This is a genomic window from Streptomyces sp. AC512_CC834, assembly GCF_019049325.1.
Taxonomy (GTDB): domain Bacteria; phylum Actinomycetota; class Actinomycetes; order Streptomycetales; family Streptomycetaceae; genus Streptomyces.
In genome coordinates, this window is the sequence record NZ_JAGMUO010000011.1 from 174747 (window position 1) to 193924 (window position 19178).

The 19178-nt window shown below is 72.5% G+C and carries 15 protein-coding genes; 2 read left to right on the top strand and 13 right to left on the bottom strand.

Translation table 11 applies throughout. The annotated features are described in order from the left end of the window. The first annotated feature begins 14 nt into the window (after positions 1-14). Positions 15-1013 carry an aldo/keto reductase gene (locus KUM40_RS02620; RefSeq protein WP_217162335.1) on the top strand — a complete coding sequence of 333 codons (999 nt, stop codon included), beginning with the start codon at positions 15-17 and terminating at the stop codon, positions 1011-1013. A gap of 525 nt (positions 1014-1538) precedes the next feature. Then, positions 1539-2714 (top strand): sorbosone dehydrogenase family protein, encoded by a 1176-nt coding sequence (locus tag KUM40_RS02625; protein ID WP_254394417.1) that lies wholly within the window; start codon positions 1539-1541, stop codon positions 2712-2714. 8 nt (positions 2715-2722) lie between these two features. Here KUM40_RS02625 and KUM40_RS02630 read toward each other — a convergent pair whose 3' ends face one another. The 13 genes from KUM40_RS02630 to ligA form a co-directional block, all read right to left on the bottom strand. Next, positions 2723-2920 (bottom strand): DUF6191 domain-containing protein, encoded by a 198-nt coding sequence (locus KUM40_RS02630; protein ID WP_217162338.1) that lies wholly within the window; start codon positions 2918-2920, stop codon positions 2723-2725. Positions 2921-2958: 38 nt separating this feature from the next. Continuing rightward, entirely contained in the window at positions 2959-6141 is a 3183-nt protein-coding gene (locus KUM40_RS02635) for a LuxR family transcriptional regulator (RefSeq protein WP_217162339.1), read from the bottom strand. Between the two features lie 155 nt (positions 6142-6296). Continuing rightward, complete coding sequence (locus KUM40_RS02640; RefSeq protein WP_217162341.1) at positions 6297-6482, bottom strand: hypothetical protein; 186 nt, start codon at positions 6480-6482, stop codon at positions 6297-6299. A 198-nt stretch (positions 6483-6680) separates the two neighbouring features. Beyond that, positions 6681-7331, bottom strand: a complete 651-nt coding sequence (locus KUM40_RS02645; RefSeq protein ID WP_217162343.1) for a hypothetical protein — start codon at positions 7329-7331, stop codon at positions 6681-6683. 35 nt (positions 7332-7366) lie between these two features. Continuing rightward, complete coding sequence (locus KUM40_RS02650; RefSeq protein WP_217162345.1) at positions 7367-7951, bottom strand: GNAT family N-acetyltransferase; 585 nt, start codon at positions 7949-7951, stop codon at positions 7367-7369. Then, on the bottom strand, positions 7929-10175 hold the full coding sequence (locus tag KUM40_RS02655) for an MMPL family transporter (RefSeq protein WP_217162352.1): 2247 nt from the start codon (positions 10173-10175) through the stop codon (positions 7929-7931). The genes KUM40_RS02650 and KUM40_RS02655 overlap by 23 nt, the downstream gene beginning before the upstream one ends. Before the next feature lie 222 nt (positions 10176-10397). Then, positions 10398-11912, bottom strand: coding sequence for an Asp-tRNA(Asn)/Glu-tRNA(Gln) amidotransferase subunit GatB (gene gatB, locus KUM40_RS02660; RefSeq protein ID WP_217162353.1), 1515 nt, complete (start codon positions 11910-11912; stop codon positions 10398-10400). Between the two features lie 15 nt (positions 11913-11927). Next, complete coding sequence (locus KUM40_RS02665) at positions 11928-12167, bottom strand: hypothetical protein (RefSeq protein ID WP_217162355.1); 240 nt, start codon at positions 12165-12167, stop codon at positions 11928-11930. Continuing rightward, positions 12164-13657, bottom strand: coding sequence for an Asp-tRNA(Asn)/Glu-tRNA(Gln) amidotransferase subunit GatA (gene gatA, locus KUM40_RS02670; RefSeq protein ID WP_217162357.1), 1494 nt, complete (start codon positions 13655-13657; stop codon positions 12164-12166). The genes KUM40_RS02665 and gatA overlap by 4 nt, the downstream gene beginning before the upstream one ends. A 5-nt stretch (positions 13658-13662) precedes the next feature. After that, positions 13663-13959: an Asp-tRNA(Asn)/Glu-tRNA(Gln) amidotransferase subunit GatC gene (gatC, locus tag KUM40_RS02675; protein WP_003973500.1), complete on the bottom strand. Its 297-nt coding sequence runs from the start codon at positions 13957-13959 to the stop codon at positions 13663-13665. A 317-nt stretch (positions 13960-14276) separates the two neighbouring features. Beyond that, entirely contained in the window at positions 14277-14456 is a 180-nt protein-coding gene (locus KUM40_RS02680) for a hypothetical protein (RefSeq protein WP_217162359.1), read from the bottom strand. A gap of 32 nt (positions 14457-14488) precedes the next feature. Continuing rightward, the gene (locus tag KUM40_RS02685; protein ID WP_217162361.1) at positions 14489-16711 is read right to left on the bottom strand and encodes a bifunctional diguanylate cyclase/phosphodiesterase; all 2223 of its coding nucleotides are present in this window, start codon (positions 16709-16711) and stop codon (positions 14489-14491) included. Between the two features lie 257 nt (positions 16712-16968). Beyond that, a complete protein-coding gene (gene ligA, locus KUM40_RS02690; protein WP_217162363.1) occupies positions 16969-19176 on the bottom strand; it encodes an NAD-dependent DNA ligase LigA in 2208 nt (735 codons plus the stop codon). Positions 19177-19178: the final 2 nt, after the last annotated feature.

The following is a 19178-nucleotide window of genomic DNA, read 5'->3' on the forward strand; positions in this document are numbered from 1 at the left end:
AGGGTCACGACCAGGTGGAGCGCAGGACGATCGGCGCGACGGCGCTCGCGGTGGGGGCCGTCGGACTGGGGTGCATGCCGATGAACTGGGCGTACAGCGCGTCCCGGCAGCGGGGCGACGAGTCGGTCAGGGCGGTGCACCGGGCCCTCGACCTGGGTGCTTGCCTGCTGGACACGGCGGACATGTACGGCCCGTTCACCAACGAGCTACTGCTGGGGCGGGTGTTGCGGGAGCGGCGGTCCGACGCCTTCGTGTCGACCAAGGTCGGTCTGCTGGTGGGCGAGCAGCACATCGTGGCCAACGGCCGTCCCGGCTATGTGAGGCGGGCCTGCGACGCCTCGCTGCGCCGGCTCCAGACGGACGTCATTGACCTCTACCAACTGCACCGGGCCGACCCCGAGATACCCGTCGAGGAGACCTGGGGCGCGATGGCGGACCTGGTGCGGGCCGGGAAGGTACGGGCGCTCGGCCTGTGCGCGGTCGGCGCGCGGTCGGCCCGGCGGCCCGGGGCGCGGCTGCACGACGCGACGATCCGCCAACTGGAGCGGGTGCAGCAGGTCTTCCCCGTGAGCGCCGTGCAGGCCGAGCTGTCGGTGTGGTCGCCGGAGGCGCTGCGGACGCTGCTGCCCTGGTGCGTCTCGCGCGGCGTCGGCTTCCTCGCCGCGATGCCGCTGGGCAACGGCTACCTGACCGGCACGCTGACGCCCGGCCAGGGCTTCGAACCGGAGGACCTGCGCGCCCGGCATCCCCGCTTCACCGCCGAGATGATGGCCGCCAACCAGCCGATCGTGGCCGCGCTGCGCCGGATCGCGGCCCGGCACGGCGACGGGGTCACCGCGGCGCAGGTGGCGCTGGCCTGGGTGCTGGCACAGGGGCAGCACGTGGTGCCGGTGCCCGGCACCAAGCAGGAGCGCTGGGTGACGGAGAACGCGCGGGCGGCAACGCTGCGACTGACGGAGCACGACCTGGCGGAGATCCGCGGGCTGCCGCCGGCCCAGGGCTCCTGGGAGTAACGGTCACGCCCCTCCGCCGCGGGGGCCGCTACCGGCCCCGGGCCGGATCCGCGCCGGGTCCGCCGCGGAATCCGCCACAGAGCTCGCCGCCGGATCCGCCGCCGGGCCCGCTGCCGGGTCGGCTGCCGGATCCGCCGAGGAGTCCGCCACGGGATCCGCCGCCAGGTTCGCCGCAGGGCAAGCCGCGGGGTTCGCTGCCGGATCCGCCGCCCGGCCCGCCACGGGATCCGCCGCCCCGCCCGCCGGATCCGCCGCCGGGCCACTGCCGGACCCGCCGCAGGGCTCGCTGCCGGGTAAACCGCGAGTTTCGCCGCCGAGCCCGCTGCCGAGTCCGCCGCGCGGTCCGCCGCCAGGTTCGCCGGCGGGCCCGCCGCCAGGTCGGCCGCCCGGTTCGCCGCCGGATCCGCCGCGCGGTTCGTCGCGGGGCCCGCTGTCGGTTCGCTGGTGGGTTCGGGATTCGGGGATCGGGAACTTGGGGAGCGCGTGCGGTGTATGACAGGGGGAACCCGCCGCGTCGAAGGGACCATGATCGTGCAACGTCGAGCCGTGCCGGCCGTGCTGGCCGCCGCTCTCCTGCTGACGGCCGGCTGCTCCTCCGGCTCCTCCGACGGCGCGGACCCGTCGGGAGCGGACGGCAGCACCTCCCCGACCAGTACGGCGGCCCAGTCCTCGCCCGCCGGATCACCCGCCGAACAGACGCCGCCCGCGAAGGGCTCTGTGAAGGTGCTCCGTACGGTCGCCACGGGGCTGAAGAGCCCCTGGGGTCTGGCTCCGCTGCCAGGCGGGGACCTGATCGTCTCCTCGCGCGACGAGGCCACGCTCACGCGGGTCGACGACAAGACGGGCAAGAAGACCGAGCTGGGCGAGATCCCCGGGGTGTCCCCGTCCGGCGAGGGCGGCCTGCTCGGCATCGCGCTCTCCCCCGACTACGCCTCGGACCACATGATCTACGCGTACTTCACCTCCGCCTCGGACAACCGCATCGTGCGCGTGCTGTACGACGAGAAGAAGCCGTCCGGGGAGCAACTGGGCGCGCCGGACACGGTCTTCCGGGGGATTCCCAAGGGCGTCATCCACAACGGCGGGCGGATCGCGTTCGGCCCCGACAAGATGCTGTACGCGGGCACGGGCGAGAGCGGTGACAAGGGCCTGTCGCAGGACAAGGAGTCCCTCGGCGGCAAGATCCTGCGGATGACGCCGGACGGCGAACCGGCGCCCGGCAACCCCTTCCCCGACTCCCCGGTGTACTCGTACGGCCACCGGAACGTGCAGGGGCTGGCCTGGGACGACAAGCAGCGGCTGTTCGCCTCGGAGTTCGGTCAGGACACCTGGGACGAGCTGAACGCGATCAAGCCGGGCGACAACTACGGCTGGCCCGAGGCCGAGGGCAAGGGCGGCGGCTCCGGGTTCCACGACCCCGTCGCGCAGTGGAGTACCGACGAGGCCTCCCCCAGCGGTGTCGCCTACGCCGAGGGTTCGGTGTGGATGGCGGGGCTGGGCGGTGAGCGGCTGTGGCGGATCCCGCTCAAGGGCACGGAAACCTCCGCCGAACCGCAGGCCTTCCTGGAGGGCGAGTACGGCCGGCTGCGCACCGTGGCGCCGGCGGGCGGCGACAAGCTGTGGCTGGTGACCAGCAACACGGACGGCCGGGGCGACGCGAAGGGCGACGACGACCGGATCCTGGAGCTGGAGGTGAAGTAGGCGGCGGCCTACTCGTCCCGCGGGGGCGAGGTCTCCGCCTCGTCGGAGCGCGGCCGCTGGATGACGACCTTGCCCGAGGTGAGGTCTATCGGACCGTGCCCGCCGTCGCCGTCACCGACGTCCTCGCGGGTCAGTTCCAGGCGGTTCTGCTCGTCGCGGGTGTGTTTGCGGCCGGGGGAGAACAGTTCCTCGAATGCGTTGAACACGGTGCCTCCGTCGCTCGGCGTCCCTTACAGCGTAAGCCTCACTCCGTCGAACGGGACGTGAGCCGTTCGGCGGGGAACAGCGCCAGCCGGTGGGCCACCGCGGCCGCCTCGCCGCGGCCGGAGACGCCGAGTTTGGCCAGGATGTTGGACACGTGGACGCTGGCCGTCTTGGGCGAGATGAAGAGCTCCTCGGCTATCTGGCGGTTGGTGCGGCCGTCGGAGACCAGCCGCAGGACGTCGCGCTCCCGGCCGGTCAGGCCCAGGGCGTCGGCCGGGTCGACGGGCGCGGCGGCTGCGGCAGCGGGTCCGGCGGTGCCGCCGAGCGTGAGGCGGGCGCGCCGGCCGAGCAGGCCGACGGCGTCGGACAGCGGGCGTGCGCCGAGGTGGTCGGCGACGGTACGGGCCAGGCGCAGCAGCTCGGTGGCGCGGGCGCGCTCGTCCTCGCCGCCCGTCGCGAGGAGGGCGCCGGCCAGGCGGCGGCGGACGCGGGCGAGTTCGTAGGGGCGCTCCAGGCATTCGAAGGCGGTGACCGCCTCCGACCAGGTCTGCGGGGTGTCCAGGCCGTGGGCGCGGTGGAGTTCGGCGCGCACCCACCTCTCGTGGGCGGCCCAGACCGGGGCGCCCGTCGTCAGGGACCTCGCGGCCTTGGCGAGGCGTTCGAGGATCTCGGCGCGCCCCTCTTCGGCGGCCGGCAGGGCGCGCGCGTCGGCCTCCGCCTCGGCGGCGGACAGCAGCAGCGGCCAGCCGTAGCGCTGGGTGCCGGGCGGGAAGCCCGCGTCCAGGACCCTGCCGAGTTCGGCGCGCGCGTCCGGGAGGCGGCCCTCGGCGGCGGCGATGCCGACGGTGAGGGCGGCCAGCGGCAGGTGGTGCTGCGGCATGGGGTCGTGCGTGCCGTAGGCGGCGCGGGCCTCGGCGAGCAGCCTGGCGGCCTCGGAGCGCTCGCCGCGGGCGAGGGTGACGACGGCGCGCTTGAGTGCGGCGCCGCCGCGTGGTGCGGGGCTGCGGCCCGGCGCTCCGGCCATGTCCGCCGCCTCGAGGGCCTCGTCCCAGCGGCCCAGGGAGATGAGTGACTCGGCGAGGTTGCCCCAGACCCAGGCCTCGGACTCCAGCAGGCCCATCCGCCGGGTGAGGTCGACGCCCTCGCGCAGGATGGTGAGCGCCTCCTCGGAGCGGCCGACGCTCTCCAGGGTCGAGGGCAGGTTGACGTGGCTGCGGGCCACCACGGCGGACCGGTCCTGTGCCACGACCAGATCCCTGACCTGGAACATCTCCGTGAGTCCCGCGTCGATGTGCCCCGCGTCCACCATCAGGCCGCCGAGGGTGAGCCGTGCGTTGAGCTCGATGTCGTCGGCGCCCACCATGCGCGCGTACTCGACGGCCCGTTCCGCGGCGGTCACCGCGCCGGGGCCGGGGCTGTGGAGCATCGACCAGTTCGCGGACATGGCCAGCACCTCGGCGTGCACCTGGGAGGGCGGCAGGCCGCGGACCAGTTCCTGGGCGATGCCCAGCTCCCGCCAGCCGTCGCCGCGGCCCTGCGCCTGGACCAGCAGCGAGCGCTGCGTCCAGAACCAGGCCGCGCGTTGCGGTTCCCGGTCGCTCGCGTCCGCGTCCGCGTCCGCATCCACGTCCGCATCCGCGCCGGTGCCGGCTGCGGCGCCGGCGTCCTGGTCGTCCTCCAGCAGGCGCAGCGCCCGCTTGGTGATCTTCATGGCGCGCTCGCGCTCCCCGCACAGCCGTCCGGCGACGGCGGCCTCGGCCATCAGGTCGAGGTAGCGCAGGGGCGTGGTGGCCGGGTCGCAGCCGCAGGGAGGGTAGACCTCGGTGTAGTCGACGGGGCGCAGGGTGGCGCGTACGTCGTCGGGGGTGGCGTCCCACAGTTCCATCGCGCGCTCCAGCAGTCGGAGCTGCTCGGAGTAGGCGTGCCGGCGGCGGGCCTCGACGGAGGCGTCCAGGACGGCGGGCAGGGCCTTGGCGGCGTCGTGGGCGTGGTACCAGTAGCTGGCCAGGCGCATCACGCGTTCGGCGGCGGGCACCAGGGCCGGATCCGCGTCCAGGGCTTCGGCGTAGCGGCGGTTGAGGCGGGAGCGTTCGCCGGGGAGCAGGTCGTCGCCGACGGCCTCGCGGACCAGGGAGTGGCGGAAGCGGTAGCCGTCGCCGTCGGGCGCGGGGAGCAGGATGTTGGCGTTCACGGCGGAGCGCAGCGCCTCGATGAGGTCGTCCTCGGCGAGCCGGGCGACGGCGGCGAGCAGCGGATACTCGACGGTGGAGCCGCCCTCGGCGACGATGCGCGCGACCCGCTGGGCGCTCTCGGGCAGGGCCTCGACGCGGACCAGGAGCAGGTCGCGCAGGGAGTCGGTGAGGCCGGCGCAACTGCCCTCGTGGGCGGCGACGGCGAGTTCCTCGACGAAGAAGGCGTTGCCGTCGGAGCGTTCGAAGATCTCGTCGACCTGGCGCGGGTCGGGCTCGTGGGCCAGGATCCCGGCGATCTGGCGGCACACCTCGTCCCGGGTGAAGCGGCCGAGTTCGAGGCGGCGGACGGTGCGCAGCCGGTCGAGTTCGGCGAGCAGGGGGCGCAGCGGGTGGCGGCGGTGGATGTCGTCGGAACGGTACGTGGCGAGGACGACGAGGCGGCCGGTGCGCAGGGTGCGGAAGAGGTAGGCGATCAGGTGGCGGGTGGAGGCGTCGGCCCAGTGCAGGTCCTCCAGGACGAGTACGACGGTGTGCCGGGCGGCGACGCGCTCCAGCAGGCGGGCGGTGAGTTCGAAGAGGCGGGCCATGCTCTCCTCGTCGTGCCGGCCGCCGCCGGTGGCCTGCACGCTCTCGCCCAGTTCGGGCAGCAGCCGGGCCAGCTCCTCCTCCTGCCCTGCGGCCGCGTCGGCCAACTCGGCGGGCAGCAGGCGGCGCAGGGCGCGCAGGGCGGTGGAGAACGGGGCGAAGGGCAGCCCGTCGGCGCCGATCTCGACGCAGCCGCCCAGCGCGACGACGGCTCCCCGGCGGGCCGCGGCGGCGGCGAACTCCTCGACGAGGCGGGTCTTGCCGACGCCCGCCTCGCCGCCGAGCAGCAGTGCCTGCGGCTCTCCCCCGACGGCGGACGGGCCGGCGGACGGGCCGGCGGCGTCTCCACCGTCGGCGCGGGCGAGCGCCTCGTTCAATGTGCCCAGTTCGCCGGTACGGCCGACGAACACGGGGCTGACGGACCTGGTCTCCACGGACCCGAGCATCGCACGCGGGTCCGACAACGGGGCACCGGTTTTCAACGGAGCACCGGTTTTCGGCGGGCGAACCGCTACGGGGACGACGGCGGGGAGAGGGGCGGGAACGACGCCGGGGAGGGAGGCCGTGCGGCCTCCCTCCCCGGCTCCCCCGTGCACCCCGTTCACGCGACCCGGGCGGACCGGTGCCGGCGCTGTCGCGGCGTATGGCTCTCCGCCGCGGCACCGCCGTGCCGGGCCTCCCAGCGGGCGGCGCGCCGGGCCCGGACCACCTCGCGGGCGAGCCGGGCCTCGTCGGCGCGGCGGATCAGCTCGGCGGTGCGGAACTGCTGGATCTCGTACTCGTACATGGTGTGCCCCTCGGTGGGAGTCGGTTTCGGTTTCGGCTTCGCTCTTTGCGATGCCTCAACCTTCGTCTCCCAGGTGGGTGGGCCACATCGGGTAAGTTCCGCATCTTCGGCGCCGGTCGGGGCCTTAGACGTGCGTGAGGGGTCTTAGGGCGCGTGCCTATGGCGCGCTGATGCCCTAAGACCCCTCAGAAGCCCTGGTCAGCCGGTGGAGGGCAGCCCGAGCAGAACGTCCGTGTACTTCAGTACGGCCAGCAGCAGGCCGATGACGCCGAGGGCGACGCCCGCCCAGGCCACCGACTTGATCCACGGGGCCTGCGGGCGGCCGGGCGCGCCGAACGCGGGGCGGGCCAGTACGACGACGCCGACGATCAGCGCGACGAGGGCGAAGACGCCGCCCCACAGCGCGGTGGCGTGCCAGGCGTTGCCGTAACCCTTCTCGATCATGGTGCCGACGTCAGAGGTCGAGGACGTCTCAAGCTGGCCGATCAGTGACTCGCGCGCGGAGGCCAGGGTGCCGACCCAGCTACCGGTCAGGGAGACGATGCCGAGACCGGCGGAGACGACGGCCCCGGCGCCCTGGCCGACGCCGGTGGGGCCGGCCTCGGTGCCGTCGATGCCGTCGGCCTTGTCGATACCGTCGGTCTCGTCGCTGCCGTCGGTCTCGTCCGTGACGCCGGTCTCGTCCGTGACGTCGGTATCCGTGACGTCGGCGTCCGTCGCGGTGGCGTCGTCGGTCTCGGTCTTCGCAGTGGCCTCAGCGGTCTCAGTCGCCTCGGTCGCCTCGGTCGCCCCGTCCGTCTTGTGCTCGTCGGTCTTCACGCCGGTCTCGTCCACTGTCTTCGTTCCCATGCCTCGCACCGTACGGACGCTGTCTGAGAGGTCCCTTAATGATCCTTTTGAGCGGCACGCGCGCGTGCCTCGCGTGCCGCACGCCACTCGGGTGCGAGCACCGCCCACACCTCCGTGTCCTGGCGGACGCCCCGGTAGGGGAAGCTCTCGCGCAACACGCCCTCACGCATCATGCCGAGTCGCCGAGCGGCGTTGACACTCGGGGTGTTCGCCGACGAGGCGTGCCACTCCACGCGGTGCATGCCGCGCTCGTCGAAGGCCCAGTCGATCAGCACGCGGGCGCCCCGGGTGACCAGGCCGCGCCCCGTGCCGGCGGGTTCCAGCCAGCAGCCGATCTCGCAGACGCCGGTGGTGGCGTCGAAGACGCGGTAGAGCAGGCCGCCGACGAGCGTGCCGTCCAGCCACAGCCCGTGCAGGAAGCCGCTGTCGCCTGCGTGCCGGTCGGCGTAGGCCTGGAGCACCTCGCGTGCGGAGTCGACGTCGGTGGCCTTCACCCCGAACGGAATGTGCTCGGTGATGAAGTCCCTGCCGCGGTCCAGGTGGGCCAGGAACTCCTCGGCGTGCCAGGTCTCCAGGCGGCGCAGTTCGGCTCCGTCGTCACCCAGTGATATCGCGTACATCCCGCTGCCGTTCCTCCTCCGCGAGGACGTCCGCCACTTCGGCGTCCGTCACGGCGGCCAGCCTCTCATGTGCGGCCCGGCACTCGGGCGGCTCGATGCTGATGCGCGGCAGGAGGGCGTCCAGGCGGCGCGGCAGCCACCAGTTGGCGCGGCCGAGCAGGTGCATCAGGGCGGGCACCAGGAGGGTGCGCAGGACGAAGGCGTCCAGGGCGACGGCGGCGGCGAGCGCGATGCCGAACATGGCGATCACCCGGTCGCCGCTGAGGACGAAGGCGAGGAAGACCGAGATCATGATGACGGCGGCGGAGTTGATCACGCGGCCGGTCTCGGCGAGCCCGACCCGGACGGCCCGCCGGTTGTCGCCGGTCTCCAGCCACTCCTCGTACATCCGGCTGACGAGGAAGACCTGGTAGTCCATGGAGAGCCCGAAGAGCACCGAGACCATGATCACGGGCAGGAAGGGTTCGATCGGCCCCGCGCTGCCGAGGCCGAGCAGTTCGCTCCCCCAGCCCCACTGGAAGATCGCCACGACGACGCCGAAGGCGGCGGCGACGGCGGCGACGTTCATGACGGCGGCCTTGAGGGGGATGCCGACGGAGCGGAAGGCCAGCAGGAGCAGCAGGCAGCCCAGGCCGACGACGACGCCGACGAAGAGGGGCAGCTTGCCGACGATGACGTCGGCGAAGTCGTCGTAGCCGGCCGTGACGCCGCCCACGTGCACGTCGAGCGCGGTGCCGGACTCGGCGCGCGGGAGCACCTCGGAGCGCAGCCGCTCGACCAGGTCGCTGGTCTGCCGGGACTGCGGTGCCGACTCGGGTACGACGGTGAGGTACGCGGCGTCGCCGCCGGAGTTGTACGTCACCGGTGTCACCGACGAGACGCCCTCGGTGGTGCGCAGGGTGACGTCGAGGTTGTCGAGCGCCAGACGGTCCTCGGCGCCGCGGACCTCGGTGACCAGGGTGAGCGGGCCGTTGACGCCGGGGCCGAAGCCGTCGGCGAGGAGGTCGTAGGCCTGGCGGGTGGTCGTGCCCCTCGGGTCGTTGCCCTGGTCGGAGGTGCCCAGGCGCAGGCCGAGGGTGGGCAGGGCGAGGACGGTGATGACGACGAGGGCGAGGGCACCGAGCAGCTTGGGCCGGCGCTCGACGAACGACGACCAGCGGGCGGCGAACCCGGTGGGCACCTCGGGTTCGGGCCCGTGCTCGGCGAGCCGGCGCCGCTCGCGCCGGCTCAGGGCGCGCGGGCCGATGTACGACAGCAGGGCCGGCAGCAGCGTCACGGAGGCCGCGACGGTGAGGAGCACGGTGAGCGAGGCGGCGACGGCGACGCCGTTGAGGAAGCTCAGCCGCAGGATCAGCATGCCCAGCAGGGCGATGCAGACGGTGGCACCCGCGAATACGACGGCGCGTCCGGTGGTCGCCACGGCGTCGGCGGCGGCCTGGGCCACGGACAGGCCCCGTTTCAGTCCGCGCCGGTGTCTGGTGACGATGAACAGGGCGTAGTCGATGCCGACGCCCAGGCCGATGAGGGTGCCCAGCATGGGCGCGAAGTCGGCGACGGTCATGGCGTGACCGAGCAGGGTGATGCCGGCGTAGGCGGTGCCGACGGAGACCAGCGCGGTGGCGATGGGCAGCAGGGCCGCGGCGACGGAGCCGAAGGCGAGGAACAGCACGACCGCGGCCACGGCCACGCCGACGGCCTCGGCGAGGTGGCTGCCGGTGGATTCGGTGAGCGCTATGGCGCTGCCGCCCAGTTCCACCCGGAGCCCGTCGGTCTCGGCGGCCCTGGCGGTGTCGACGACGGCCCGTGCCTCGTCGGCGCCGATGTCCCGGGAGGCGTCCCCGAGAGTGAGCGGGGCGTACGCGGTGTGGGCGTTCTCGCTGATCAGGGGCGAGTCGGGGTCGTCGTACGGGTTGGTCACCGAGGCCACCCCGGGCAGCTCCGCGATGCGTTCCAGGGTGCGGTTCATGGCCTGTTCGACGTCGGCGGCGCGGACGGTGCCGGTCGTGGTGTGCCAGACGACGGTGTCGCTGTCACCTCCGAGGCCGGGGAAGCCGGAGTCGAGCAGCTCGGAGGCGCGGTCGGAGCCGGTGCCGGGGATCCCGTAGTCGTTGGAGTACGCGGAGCCGGTGACCGTGGCGGCCGTGGCCACGCCGCCGAGGGCGAGGAGCCAGAGCAGGACGGATACGAGGCGACGTTGTACACACCAGCGTGCGAGGGCTGCCACGAACGTGCTCCCAGGGTGTCTGTTTTTGGGATCTTTGACCGGGAACACCGGAAACAGTCGTCCATGGCGCGAACGGCCCGCAAAGAACGCATGAGCAATGCGATGTCACTCTTGCAGGCGGAATTGATCGTTTGCGGACTTAGTGGGCTTATTCACAACAACGGCTCCGGGGGGACGCGTCGCGATCGACGCGTCCCCCCGGAGCTCGCGGTGCACCGGGTCTCAGCCCTCGGTGACGCCCAGCTTCTGAAGGATCAGCTCCTTGACGCGGGCCGCGTCCGCCTGCCCCCGGGTCGCCTTCATGACCGCGCCGACCAGGGCACCGGCCGCGGCCACCTTGCCGCCGCGGATCTTGTCCGCGACGCCCGGGTTGCCGGCGATGGCCTCGTCGACGGCGGCGGTCAGCGCGCCCTCGTCGGAGACGACCTTCAGGCCGCGCCTGTCGACGACCTCGTCCGGCGTGCCCTCACCGGCGAGGACGCCCAGGATGACCTGGCGGGCCAGCTTGTCGTTCAGTTCACCCTTCGTGACCAGTTCGGCGACGCGTGCGACCTGGACCGGCGTGATCGCCAGATCGTCGAGCGCCTTGCCCGACTCGTTGGCGCTGCGGGCCAGCTCGCCCATCCACCACTTGCGGGCGGAGGCCGCGTCGGCGCCGGCGTCGATCGTGGCGACGATCGGGTCCAGCGCTCCGGCGTTGAGGATGGACTGCATGTCGTTGCCGGAGACGCCCCACTCCTCGCGGAGCCGGTTGCGGCGCACCAGCGGCAGCTCGGGCAGGGTGGAGCGGATCTCCTCGACCCACTCGCGCGAGGGGGCCACGGGCACCAGGTCGGGCTCCGGGAAGTACCGGTAGTCCTCCGCCTCCTCCTTCACGCGGCCCGAGGTGGTGGACCCCGTGTCCTCGTGGAAGTGGCGGGTCTCCTGGATGATCGTGCCGCCGTCGTTCAGTACGGCGGCGTGCCGCTGGATCTCGAAGCGGGCGGCGCGCTCCACGGAACGCAGCGAGTTGACGTTCTTCGTCTCGCTGCGGGTGCCGAACTTCTCCCGGCCGTGCGGGCGCAGCGACAGGTTGACGTCGCAGCGCATCTGGCCCATCTCCATGCGGGCCTCGGACACGCCGAGGGCGCGGATGAGTTCGCGCAGCTCACGGACGTAGGCGCGGGCGACCTCGGGGGCGCGCTCGCCCGCTCCCTCGATCGGCTTGGTGACGATCTCGATGAGCGGGATACCGGCGCGGTTGTAGTCGAGCAGGGAGTGCGAGGCGCCGTGGATCCGGCCCGTCGCGCCGCCGACGTGCAGCGACTTGCCGGTGTCCTCCTCCATGTGGGCGCGCTCGATCTGGACGCGGAAGGTCTCCCCGTCCTCCAACTGCACGTCGAGGTAGCCGTCGAAGGCGATCGGCTCGTCGTACTGGGAGGTCTGGAAGTTCTTCGGCATGTCCGGATAGAAGTAGTTCTTCCGGGCGAAGCGGCACCACTCGGCGATCTCGCAGTTCAGCGCGAGACCGATCCGGATGGCCGACTCGACGCCGGTCGCGTTGACGACCGGGAGCGCGCCGGGCATGCCGAGGCAGACGGGACAGGTCTGGGTGTTGGGATCGGCGCCCAGTGCGGTCGAACAGCCGCAGAACATCTTGGTGCGGGTGCCGAGTTCGACATGGACCTCTAGGCCCATGACGGGGTCGTACGACGCGAGTGCGTCCTCGTACGACACCAGGTCGGTCGTGGTGGTCACGGTGAAACTTCCCTCTCAGCCCAGCAGGACGTCGTCGTCGCCGAGGCGCTTCAGCTCGCGGTAGAGGATCGCGAGGTTGGTGACGACCGCGGCGCCGGTCACGACGGCGTCGAGCAGCCGCAGCGTGTCGCTCTCGCCACGCGCCTTCTTGATCTGCTTGTAGACCCCGACGGCGCCGAACGCCGACGTGGCCATCGAGACGTACAGGCCGGACCGGGACTTCTTGAAGCCCTTGGCCTTGGTCAGTGCGCTCACAGCGACGGTGCCTCCTCGATCAGCGGGTGGCCCCACCTTTCCACGAAGGCGGCCTCGACCGCGGCGCCGACCTTGTAGAGCCGGTCGTCCTTCATGGCGGGGGCGATGATCTGCAGACCCACCGGCAGGTTGTCCTCGGGCGCGAGGCCGCAGGGCAGCGACATGGCCGCGTTGCCCGCCAGGTTGGTGGGGATGGTGCACAGGTCGGCCAGGTACATCGCCATCGGGTCGTCGGCGCGCTCGCCGATCGCGAAGGCGGTGGTCGGGGTCGTCGGGGAGACGATCACGTCGACCTGCTCGAAGGCCCGCTCGAAGTCCTGCGTGATGAGGGTGCGGACCTTCTGGGCGCTGCCGTAGTACGCGTCGTAGTAGCCGCTCGACAGCGCGTACGTGCCGAGCATGATGCGGCGCTTGACCTCGGGGCCGAAGCCCGCCTCGCGGGTCAGGGAGGTGACCTCCTCGGCGGAGTGCGTGCCGTCGTCGCCGACGCGCGCGCCGTAGCGCAGGCCGTCGAAGCGGGCGAGGTTGGAGGAGCACTCGGACGGCGCGATCAGATAGTACGCGGACAGCGCCAGGTCGAAGGACGGGCAGTCCAGCTCGACGACCTCGGCGCCCAGCGACTTCAGCAGGTCGACGGACTCGTCGAAGCGCTGGATGACACCGGCCTGGTAGCCCTCGCCGCGGAACTGCCTGACGACGCCGACGCGCATGCCGGACACCGAGCCGTTGCGGGCGGCGTCGACGACGGCGGGGACCGGGGCGTCGATGGAGGTCGAGTCCATCGGGTCGTGCCCGGCGATCACCTCGTGCAGCAGGGCCGCGTCCAGGACCGTGCGGGCGCAGGGGCCGCCCTGGTCGAGGGAGGAGGAGAAGGCCACCATGCCGTAGCGGGAGACACCGCCGTACGTCGGCTTGACGCCGACCGTGCCGGTGACGGACGCGGGCTGGCGGATGGAGCCGCCGGTGTCGGTGCCGATGGCCAGCGGCGCCTGGAAGGCCGCGAGGGCGGCCGAGGAGCCGCCGCCGGAGCCGCCGGGGATCCTGGTGAGGTCCCAGGGGTTGCCGGTCGGGCCGTAGGCGCTGTTCTCGGTGCTCGACCCCATGGCGAACTCGTCCATGTTGGTCTTGCCGAGGATGACGACGTCGGCGGCCTTCAGCCGCTGGGTGACGGTCGCGTCGTACGGCGGGATCCAGCCCTCGAGGATCTTGGAGCCGACGGTGGTGGGGATGCCCTCGGTGGTGAAGATGTCCTTGAGCGCGAGCGGGACGCCGGCCAGCGGGCCGAGCTTCTCGCCGCGCGCGCGCTTGGCGTCGACCTCGCGGGCCTGCGCGAGGGCGCCCTCGCGGTCGACGTGCAGGAAGGCGTGCACCTTCTCGTCGACGGCGTCGATGCGGGCCAGGTGGGCCTCGGTGACCTGGACGGCGGTCAGCTCGCCGGAGGCGATCTTCGCGGCGATCTCGGCCGCGGTGAGCTTGATGATGTCGCTCATGGCGATTACTCCTCCCCCAGGATCTGCGGCACCTTGAAACGCTGCTGCTCCTGGGCGGGGGCGCCGGAGAGCGCCTGCTCGGGCGTGAGCGACGGACGGACCTCGTCCGGCCGCATGACGTTCGTCAGCGGCAGCGGGTGCGAGGTCGGCGGTACGTCTTGGTCGGCGACCTCGCTGACGCGGGCGACCGCGCCGATGATGTCGTCGAGCTGTCCCGCGAAGTGCTCGAGCTCTTCGGGCTTCAGCTCCAGACGCGCCAGCCGGGCGAGGTGGGCGACCTCCTCGCGCGTGATGCCAGGCATGCAGCGTTCCTCTGGGTGAGTGTGTGGTCGGGGCCCATCGGCCTGGGCAAGTCGCTTGTCCCAGTCGATTCGGCCCGATCGGTTTGGCCCAATCCTATGGGGCCGGGCCCCGTGGCCGTTAAACGGTTTCCCCGGGGGCCGCTCCCCGGCGCGCGACGGACGACCGGCGCCGCTGGAAACCCGGTCGCGCCGAGCTGCCTCAGGAGGCGCGGGAGGAGGCGTAGGAGGCGCACGAGGCCCGCGAGGTTTGCGACCGCCGGCTCACCCTGCCGGCCGGGCGATCCGCGCCACGGTCCCGCGGATCACCGCGGGCCGACTCACTCGTCGCTCGCCGCCGCGGGCAGTGCGGCGGCGGCCCGCACCCAGCCCCGGGAGCCGCGGCCGAGCAGCCAGGCGGCGGTCTCGTCGGGCGGCACGGCGGCGGCCACCAGCCAGCCCGATGAGGCCCACGACCACCGGCTCACCCTGCCGGCCGGGCGCTTCGCACCGCGGATCACTGCGGATCACCCGCGGATCACCGCAGGCCGACTCACTCGTCGCTCGCCGCCGCGGGCAGTGCGGCGGCGGCCCGCACCCAGCCGCGGGAGCCGCGGGCGAGCAGCCAGGCGGTGGTCTCGTCGGGCGGCATGGCGGCGGCCACCAGCCAGCCCTGTACGGCGTCGCAGCCCAGGTCGCGCAGGCGCTCCCAGGTCTCGTCGTCCTCCACGCCCTCGGCGACGACGAGCAGTCCGAGCGAGTGGGCGAGGTCGACGGTGCAGCGCACGATCTCGGCGTCCTCGTTGTCGATGGCCAGCCGGGCCACGAACGAGCGGTCGATCTTCAGCTCGCTGACGGGGAGCCTGCGCAGATGGACGAGGGAGGAGTAGCCGGTCCCGAAGTCGTCCAGGGACATCTTCACGCCGTGCCCGGTCAGCGCGTTGAGCGTGTCGGCCGCGCGCTGCGGGTCCTCCAGGAGGACGTGCTCCGTGATCTCGAGTTGGAGCGCTCCCGCGGGAACGCCGTGCCGGGCGAGGCGGGCGGCCACCGAGCCGGCGAACCCGGGCGTGTGGACGTCGCGCGGGGAGACGTTGACCGCGACGGGCACGAAGAGGCCCTGGGAACGCCACCGGGCGACCTGTTCGAGCGCCGTCTCCAGTACGTACTCGGTGAGGTGGGGCATCAGCCCGGAGGACTCGGCGATCGCTATGAACTCGTCCGGCGGCACCCTGCCGCGCTCGGGGTGCACCCAGCGCACCAGGGCCTCAAGGCCCGCGACCTGTCCGTCGAAGCGGACCTTGGGCTGGTAGTGAAGCTGCACCTCGTGGGCGTCCAGGGCGCGGCGCAGGTCGCCGAGGAGCCCGAGCCGGTCCGGGGTGTTGGAGTCCCGCTTGGACTCGTAGACCTCCACGCCCGTACGGTCCCGCTTCGCCTGGTACATCGCCACGTCCGCGCGGCGCAGCAGCCCCTCGGCGTCCAGCGCGTGGTCGGGGAAGACGGCGACGCCGGCGCTGGCCTCCAGGACCAGGGTGAGCCCGTCCAGGTCCATCGGGGAACTGAGCTCGACCACCAGGGCCCGGGCGATCCGGGTCGCCGACGTGGTGGAGTCGGCGACGGGCAGTAAGACGGCGAACTCGTCGCCGCCGAGCCGCGCGGCCTCCGCCCCGCGCGGCAGGGCCTGCCGCAGCCGGTCGGCGGTCTGCAGCAGCAGCCGGTCCCCGGCGAGGTGGCCGAGCGTGTCGTTGACCGACCGGAAACGGTCGAGGTCGATCAGCATCAGGGCGGCGCGGGCACCGATCCGCTCGGCGTCGTCCAGCGCGGTCCAGGTCCGCTCGAGAAGCCACTGCCGGTTGGGCAGTCCGGTGAGCGGGTCGCGCAACTGCTCCTCGGCCCGGGCGCGGGCGATCCACAGGGTGGAGTCGAGGGCGATGAGCGGGATGGCGAACAGCGGCAGCAGCAGCGGCTTGGCGACGGCGACGACGCAGACCAGCGGGGCGATGCCGAGCAGCGCGACGGCGACCAGGCCGTGTCTGACCAGGGCGGTGCGGGCGACGGTGGGCAGACCGACGCGCGGTGTCTGCAGATACCACAGCAGGGCGCGGGTGACGGCGAGGTAGGCGACGGCGACGAGCACCACCTTGGGCGCCGCGTACATCCCCCAGGTGTTCGGGTCCCAGGGGTCCTCGACGGAAGGCACGGAGCCGCAGACACGCAGCACCAGGGCGCCCGCGGCGATGCCGAGGATGTCCACCGCGCCGTGCAGGACGCCCTGCCGCCAGCGGCCCCGGCGGGCTACGCCGACCAGGACGACGACGGTGAGGCTGACCATGCCGGCCGGAACCCAGCCGTACAGCAGCAGGACGGCGAGGGTGAGGGCGGCGCCGGACCCGGTGCCGCCCCACCAGCGGGAGCGGCCGAGCATGACCAGGTGGCCGACGACGATGCCGGACAGCACGGCCAGGGACCAGCCGGCGGTGCCGGACGGGAAGAGGGCGTGGCCGTCGGTGAACGCGTGGTAGAAGCCGGCGCCCAGAACGAAGGCGGCGGCCGCGACGACCGCCGCGGGCAACGCGGGCCAGGCCAGGTGCCGTTCGCCGTCGGGGTCGGACAGGCCGGGGGTGTGGCCCGCGGCCGGCGGTACGGGGCCGCGTGCGACCGCCGCGGGACGCGGGACGCCGCCATCGCGTTGCCCGAACCACCGGCTCACGTGCCGCGTGCCCACCATGCGACGCAGGCGCAGCCGTGAGCCCGCGGCGGCGCTCTCGGTCGGTTCCATTCCCGTCCCTCTCACAGCCGGCGGTGCCCACGCCACGCGGCCCCCGCCTCGACCACCTTCAACGGCTCCGCGTTGGAGACCCCTCCCCCTGTCACGCGTGGCAGGGGGACGCCCCGACCGCGGTCGGACGCGGTCGGCGCACACCTCAACAGTAGGCCGCGGATGGCTTCCAGGGGCACTGGTCGTCGACGGTTGCCCGAATGCGCCCCAGCCACCCGTATGCATCTGATATGCGCCGATCGGGTGGCCTTCAACCGCTATTCCTCAGCCGAAAGTGCGACACCCGCCGCCGCTTCGGCTCCTTGTTCGAGCAGGACGACGAAACCGTCCTCGTTCAGAACCGGCACTTTTAGCTGCATCGCCTTGTCGTACTTCGAACCCGGGTTGTCACCGACCACGACGAACGACGTCTTCTTGGACACCGATCCGGTCACTTTGGCGCCCCTGCTCTGGAGGGAGTCCTTGGCCCCGTCCCGGGTGAAGTTCTCCAGGGTGCCGGTGACGACGACGGTGAGTCCCTCCAGCGGTCGCGGCCCCTCGTCCTCCCCCGTCGACCGGTCCTCCAGCGGGACGCCGGCGGCCTTCCACTTGCGGACGATCTCGCGGTGCCAGTCCACGGCGAACCACTCCTTGACGGCGGTGGCGATGGTGCCGCCCACCCCGTCCGTGCTCGCCAGCTCCTCCTCGGTGGCCTGCTCGATGCGGTCGAGGGAGCGGAACTCCCGCGCGAGGGCCTGGGCGGCGACCGGTCCGACGTACCGGATGGAGAGGCCGTTGATGAAGCGGGCCAGCGGGCGGTTCTTGGCCTCCTCGATGTGGTGCAGCAGCGAGACGGTGTTCTTCTTCGCCTCGCCCTCCTTGTTGGCGAAGACCGTGGCGATCTTCTCCTCGCCCGTCCTGGGGTCGCGCTTGGGCAGCCCGCTGTCCGGGTCGAGGACGTACGCCTTGATGGGCAGCAGCTTGTCGACGGTGAGGTCGAAGAGGTCGCCCTCGTCCACCAGCGGCGGCTCGGACGGCTCGAGCGGTCCGGTCAGCGCGGCCGCCACGACCCCGCCGAAGTGCTCGATGTCCAGGCACTCCCGCCCGGCGAGGTAGGCGACGCGCTCGCGCAACTGGGCCGGGCAGGCACGGGCGTTGGGGCACCGCAGATCGATGTCGCCCTCTTTCATCGCCTTCAGCGGTGTCCCGCACTCGGGACACTCGGCCGGCATCACGAACTCCCGCTCGCTGCCGTCCCTGAGGTCGGCGACCGGCCCGAGGATCTCCGGGATCACGTCACCGGCCTTGCGCAGCACCACGGTGTCGCCGACGAGGACGCCCTTGGCCTTGACGACCTCCTGGTTGTGCAGCGTGGCGAACTCCACCTCGCTGCCGGCCACCGTGACCGGCTCGACCTGCGCGTACGGCGTGACGCGGCCGGTGCGGCCGACCCCCACCTTGATGTCGACGAGCTTGGTGTTGACCTCCTCCGGCGCGTACTTGTACGCGATGGCCCAGCGGGGCGCACGGGTCGTGGAGCCGAGCCGGCCCTGGAGTCGGATCTCGTCGAGCTTGACGACGACACCGTCGATCTCGTGCGCCACCGAGTGCCGGTTCTCGCCGTAGTACGCGATGAAGTCCCGTACGCCGTCGAGGCCGTCCACCACCCTGTTGTGCGGGGAGGTGGGCAGGCCCCAGGTCTTCAGCAGGTCGTACGCCTGGGAGAGACGGGTCATGCCCGAGTAGCCCTGCAGGACGCCGATGCCGTGGACCACCATGTGCAGGGGCCGGGACGCGGTGACGCGCGGGTCCTTCTGGCGCAGCGAACCGGCCGCCGCGTTGCGGGGGTTGGCGAAAGGCTTGTCCCCTGCCTCGTTCAACCGGGCGTTGAGTTCCTGGAACTTCTCCATCGGGAAGAAGACCTCGCCGCGGATCTCGACGCGGTCGGGGACCTTGTCGCCCTTCAGGCGCTCGGGGATCTCGGCGATGGTGCGGACGTTGGGCGTGATGTCCTCGCCGGTGCGGCCGTCGCCGCGGGTGGCGGCGCGGACGAGCCGGCCGCGCTCGTAGGTGAGGTTGACGGCGAGGCCGTCGACCTTCAGCTCGCACAGGAAGTGGTACTCCTGCTCGCCCAGCTCCCTGGCGATGCGCTCGAACCAGGCGGCCATTTCCTCGTCGTTGAAGGTGTTGTCGAGGGAGAGCATGCGCGAGGGGTGCTCTACGGCCGTGAACTCCGTCGCGTACGAACCGGAGACCTTCTGCGTGGGGGACTCGGGGGTGCGCAGCTCCGGATGCCGCTCCTCCAGCTCCTCCAGGGTGCGCAGCAGTCGGTCGAACTCCGCGTCGCTGACGACGGGGGCGTCCTTCACGTAGTACCGGAAGCGGTGCTCCTCGATCTGCTCGGCGAGCTGCGCGTGCCTCTCCCGCGCCTCGGCGGGCACGCTTGTCGTCTCCGCCTGCTTGTCGCCCTGCTTTTCGCCGGCCACCG

What these genes read in the sequence shown, in the direction of transcription:
- KUM40_RS02685 (WP_217162361.1), bottom strand. Translation starts at nt 16,711, where the DNA reads ATGGAACCGACCGAGAGCGCCGCCGCGGGCTCACGGCTGCGCCTGCGT.
- gatC (WP_003973500.1), bottom strand. Translation starts at nt 13,959, where the DNA reads ATGCCTGGCATCACGCGCGAGGAGGTCGCCCACCTCGCCCGGCTGGCG.
- KUM40_RS02645 (WP_217162343.1), bottom strand. Translation starts at nt 7,331, where the DNA reads ATGGGAACGAAGACAGTGGACGAGACCGGCGTGAAGACCGACGAGCAC.
- KUM40_RS02650 (WP_217162345.1), bottom strand. Translation starts at nt 7,951, where the DNA reads ATGTACGCGATATCACTGGGTGACGACGGAGCCGAACTGCGCCGCCTG.
- KUM40_RS02635 (WP_217162339.1), bottom strand. Translation starts at nt 6,141, where the DNA reads ATGCTCGGGTCCGTGGAGACCAGGTCCGTCAGCCCCGTGTTCGTCGGC.
- KUM40_RS02640 (WP_217162341.1), bottom strand. Translation starts at nt 6,482, where the DNA reads ATGTACGAGTACGAGATCCAGCAGTTCCGCACCGCCGAGCTGATCCGC.
- gatA (WP_217162357.1), bottom strand. Translation starts at nt 13,657, where the DNA reads ATGAGCGACATCATCAAGCTCACCGCGGCCGAGATCGCCGCGAAGATC.
- KUM40_RS02625 (WP_254394417.1), top strand. Translation starts at nt 1,539, where the DNA reads ATGATCGTGCAACGTCGAGCCGTGCCGGCCGTGCTGGCCGCCGCTCTC.